This window comes from Streptomyces sp. SID5785 (assembly GCF_009870065.1).
Classification (GTDB): domain Bacteria; phylum Actinomycetota; class Actinomycetes; order Streptomycetales; family Streptomycetaceae; genus Streptomyces.
Map to the genome: position 1 here is coordinate 1 of NZ_WWIA01000935.1, position 4,215 is coordinate 4,215.

General features: G+C 75.2%; 6 protein-coding genes and 1 pseudogene. 5 read left to right on the forward strand and 2 right to left on the reverse strand.

Annotated elements, in window-relative coordinates; translation table 11 throughout:
* From GTW43_RS30585 to GTW43_RS30595, 3 genes and pseudogenes are all read left to right on the forward strand, one after another.
* Positions 1 to 181: pseudogene (locus GTW43_RS30585) on the forward strand (LysE family translocator); the annotation flags it as partial.
* A gap of 94 nt (positions 182 to 275) precedes the next feature.
* Positions 276 to 932, forward strand: a complete 657-nt coding sequence (locus tag GTW43_RS30590; protein ID WP_161305238.1) for a hypothetical protein — start codon at positions 276 to 278, stop codon at positions 930 to 932.
* Between the two features lie 55 nt (positions 933 to 987).
* Positions 988 to 1,491 carry a GNAT family N-acetyltransferase gene (locus tag GTW43_RS30595; RefSeq protein WP_161305239.1) on the forward strand — a complete coding sequence of 168 codons (504 nt, stop codon included), beginning with the start codon at positions 988 to 990 and terminating at the stop codon, positions 1,489 to 1,491.
* A gap of 25 nt (positions 1,492 to 1,516) precedes the next feature.
* On the opposite strand, the gene GTW43_RS30600 is transcribed toward GTW43_RS30595, so the two are convergent.
* Both GTW43_RS30600 and GTW43_RS30605 read right to left on the reverse strand, forming a co-directional pair.
* The gene (locus tag GTW43_RS30600) at positions 1,517 to 1,783 is read right to left on the reverse strand and encodes a DUF4031 domain-containing protein (protein ID WP_161305240.1); all 267 of its coding nucleotides are present in this window, start codon (positions 1,781 to 1,783) and stop codon (positions 1,517 to 1,519) included.
* Positions 1,780 to 2,163 carry a hypothetical protein gene (locus GTW43_RS30605; RefSeq protein ID WP_161305241.1) on the reverse strand — a complete coding sequence of 128 codons (384 nt, stop codon included), beginning with the start codon at positions 2,161 to 2,163 and terminating at the stop codon, positions 1,780 to 1,782. Before GTW43_RS30605 ends, GTW43_RS30600 begins: the two co-directional genes overlap by 4 nt.
* Before the next feature lie 68 nt (positions 2,164 to 2,231).
* Here GTW43_RS30605 and GTW43_RS30610 point away from each other — a divergent pair, with 68 nt between their 5' ends.
* Both GTW43_RS30610 and murQ read left to right on the forward strand, forming a co-directional pair.
* On the forward strand, positions 2,232 to 3,161 hold the full coding sequence (locus GTW43_RS30610) for a MurR/RpiR family transcriptional regulator (protein ID WP_161305242.1): 930 nt from the start codon (positions 2,232 to 2,234) through the stop codon (positions 3,159 to 3,161).
* Positions 3,162 to 3,295: 134 nt separating this feature from the next.
* Positions 3,296 to 4,215: N-acetylmuramic acid 6-phosphate etherase (gene murQ / locus GTW43_RS30615; RefSeq protein WP_161305243.1), on the forward strand; the 920-nt coding region annotated here is incomplete at its 3' end.

The following is a 4,215-nucleotide window of genomic DNA, read 5'->3' on the forward strand; positions in this document are numbered from 1 at the left end:
CGTGCAGATCGCGGTCGGCGTCACCGTGAACGGGCTGCTCGTCCTCGCCGCCGGATCGGTCGCCGGACTCCTCGCGCGCCGCCCGTCCTGGGCCCGGTGGCAGCGCCTGGTCACCGGCGCGCTGCTCGCCGCCGTCACGGTCGTCCTGGCCCGCGACGTCCCGGCCCGCGCCCGCGCCTGACCCCCGCGCCCGGCGCGGCACGCCCCGCCTGTCCGCGGGGTCCGCGGCGGCCCGCCCGCCTGGACAGGCCCTGGACAGGGCCTAGGCTCGTCCCATGACGGACGAAGCCCCGGCGCCGGACGGCGCACTGCGTGAGCGATGGGCCCGCACCCTGCGGGCCGCCACCGGCCGCCCGGACCTCGACCCGGACCCGTACGCCGACAACCTGCTGGCCCGCTGGGCCGAACCGCAGCGCCGCTACCACACGACCGCACACCTGACCGCGGTGCTCGACCACCTCGACACGCTGGACGGCCACGCCGAGGACCCCGAACTCGTGCGGCTCGCCGCCTGGTTCCACGACGCGGTGTACCGCCCGGACCGCTCGGAGAACGAGGAGCGCTCCGCGACCCTGGCCGAGCGGGCGCTCGCCGAGGCCGGCCTGAGCGCGTCCGGGACCGGCGAGGTGGCGCGGCTCGTGCGGCTCACCGTCACGCACGACCCCGCCGACGACGACACGAACGGCGAGGCCCTGTGCGACGCCGACCTCGCGATCCTGGCCGCCCCGCCGGAGGCCTACGCCGCCTACACCCGGGCCGTGCGCGAGGAGTACGGCTTCGTGCCCGACGAGGCGTTCCGCTCGGGCCGGGCCGCGGTCCTGCGCCAACTCCTGGACCTGCCGCGCCTGTTCCGCACCCCGCACGGCCGGGCCCACTGGGAGACGCCGGCCCGGGAGAACCTCGCGGCGGAGCTGGCCCTGCTCACCCCGTGAGCGCTCCCCGCGCAAACCGGTTGCCGGGCGCCGTGGCCTTGGCCATGCTCGCCGCATGACCCTGCACACCATCACCACGGCCCGGCTCACCCTGCACGAGATCTCCCGCGAGGCCGCGGCCGACCTGAACTCCGGTGGCGGGGACGGCGGTTTCCCCTGGCTCGGCGGCGGCCCGGCCGACGGCACCCGGATCGGCTCGGGCATCACCGTGAAGGCGTGGGACGAGGACGCGTACCGGTCGGGCTGGGGCACGTACGTGCTGGTGCGCGGCGCGGACGGGCACGCGCTGGGCGGCATCGGCTTCCACAGCCCGCCCGACGCCGAGGGCGCCGTCGAGATCGGTTACGACCTGGTCCCCGAGGCGCGCGGCGCGGGCTACGCGACGGAGGCCGTGTGCGCGCTCACCGCCTGGGCCCTGGGCCAGGACGGGGTCGGCACGGTCCTCGCCCACACCGACCCGGACAACGCGGCGTCCCAACGGGTCCTGGCGCGCGCCGGGTTCCGGCGCGCCGCGGGCGACCCGGGCCAGGACGAGTACCGGTTCGTGCACCACGGCTGAGCCGTCCCGCCTCACCCCGGGGGCCTTACGCGGGGCGGCCCTTGGGGCGGCGCAGGCCCGCGGCCGTCAGCCGGCGCACCAGTTCCTTCGAGCCGACCCGTACCGCGCCCGCGCGCACCGCGTCCTCGTACCGGTGCGACGGGAGGTCGTAGTGGTCGCGCTCGAAGGCGCGCGGCGGCACCCCGAGCCCCTCGGCGAACCGGTGCAGCTCGTCGAAGGAGACGTCACTGACGAGATGCGACCACAGCCGGCCGTGGCCCGGCCAGGTCGGCGGGTCGATGTACAGCGTCATGCGCCGGCCACCGTGCCGAGCGCCCCGACCGGAGCCACCACGACGCCCGCCTCCGCGCACACCCAGTGCGGGTCCTCGCCCAGCTCCGGCTCGATGTCGAGCGCGTGCGGGCCCTCGTGCCCCGAGCCGGGGCCGCACACCGGGCACAGCGGCCAGCGGCCGTGCCGCTCGAGCAGACCGTCCTTCACGTCCTGCGCGACGAGCCCCGTGACGTACACCACACCGTCCGGCCACTGCTCGACCCACCAGCGGCGCTCGCTGATCGATTCCTCGACGAGCGAGACGACGTCCGCGTCGGCGACCCCGACGGCCTTCAGGTCGGCGAGCACGAGCGCGCGGGCCGCGTGCAGGGCCTGCTCCAGAGGGCTGATGGTGTCCATGCCCTCAATTGTGCGCCCGGGCCGAAGGGCCCTTGACCCGGAAGCCTTCCGAAAATATCTTTCAAAACGTGAGCAATGACGTGAAGGAAAGTTTCGCCAACGACGCGCCGCCGGCGCCCGCGGCCCTCGCGGCCAAGGTGCGCACCCTCGCACCGTCGATGACGCGTTCCATGCAGCGGGTCGCCGAGGCCGTCGCCGGGGACCCGGCCGGCTGTGCCGCCCTCACCGTCACCGGCCTCGCCGAGCTCACCGGCACGAGCGAGGCGACGGTGGTCCGCACCGCCCGCATCCTCGGCTACCCCGGCTACCGCGACCTGCGGCTCGCGCTGGCCGGCCTCGCCGCCCAGCAGCAGTCCGGCCGCGCCCCGGCCGTCACCGCCGACATCGCCGTCGACGACCCGATCGCCGACGTCGTCGCCAAGCTCGCCTACGACGAGCAGCAGACCCTCGCCGACACCGCCGCCGGACTCGACACCGGGCAGCTCGGCGCCGCCGTGCACGCCCTCGCCGGCGCCCGCCGCGTCGACGTCTACGGCGTCGGCGCCTCCGGGCTCGTCGCCCAGGACCTCGCCCAGAAGCTGCTGCGCATCGGCCACGTCGCCCACGCGCACAACGACCCGCACCTCGCGATCACCAACGCGGTCACGCTCCGCTCCGGCGACGTCGCCGTCTCCATCACCCACTCCGGCGCCACCGGCGACGTGATCGAACCGCTGCGCGTCGCCTTCGAGCACGGCGCGACCACCATCGCGATCACCGGGCGGCCCGACGGCCCCGTCTCGCAGTACGCCGACCACATCCTCACCACCTCCATAGCCCGCGAGAGCGAGCTGCGGCCCGCCGCGATGTCCTCGCGGACCAGCCAACTCCTCGTCGTGGACTGCCTCTTCGTGGGCGTCGCCCAGCGCACCTACGAGACCGCGGCCCCCGCCCTCTCGGCCTCCTACGAGGCCCTGGCCCACCGCCACGCGTCCGCTCCGCGGGGCGGCCGGTCATGAGGGCCCGGATCCACCTCTCTCGTCCGTCTCGTCGCTTCCCCACGGCCGGTGGGGGCGGGTCGCGCAGTTCTCCGCGCCCCTGAAGGCACGAGCCGCAGACGAGAATCCGCCCTCACAGAAAGCCCCGCCACCCGATGACCACCCCGTACCAGGACCTCCGCGCCCAGCTGGACACCCTCACCACCGAGGCCTTCCGCCAGGAGTTCGCCGAGATCGACCAGCTCCCCACCCAGCAGATCGCCGAGCTGATGAACGCCGAGGACGCCTCCGTCCCCGCCGCGGTCGCCGCCGAACTGCCCCGGATCGCCGCCGCGATCGACGGCACCGCGGCCCGTATGGCCAAGGGCGGCCGGCTGATCTACGCGGGCGCCGGCACCGCGGGCCGCATGGGCGTCCTGGACGCCTCCGAGTGCCCGCCCACCTTCAACACCTGGGACGGCCAGGTCATCGGCCTGATCGCGGGCGGCCCCGCCGCCATGGTCACGGCCGTCGAGGGCGCCGAGGACTCCAAGGAGCTGGCCGCCGCCGACCTGGACGGGCTCGGCCTGACGGAGAACGACGTGGTCGTCGGCATCTCCGCCTCCGGCCGCACCCCGTACGCGATCGGCGCCGTCGAGCACGCCCGCGCCCGCTACGGCGCGCTGACCGTCGGCCTGTCCTGCAACGCGGGCAGCGCGCTGGCCGCCGCCGCGGACCACGGCATCGAGGTCGTCGTCGGCCCCGAGCTGCTCACCGGCTCGACCCGGCTGAAGGCGGGCACCGCCCAGAAGCTCGTGCTCAACATGCTGTCGACGATCACCATGATCCGGCTCGGCAAGACGTACGGAAACCTCATGGTCGACGTCCGTGCGTCCAACGAGAAGCTGCGGGCCCGCTCCCGCCGCATCGTCTCCCTGGCCACCGGCGCCGACGACGCCGCCATCGAGGCCGCCCTCGCCGCCACCGACGGCGAGGTCAAGAACGCGATCCTCGTCGTGCTCGGCGAGGTCGACGGACCCACCGCCGCCCGGCTCCTCACGGAGTCGGACGGACACCTGCGCGCCGCCCTCGCGGC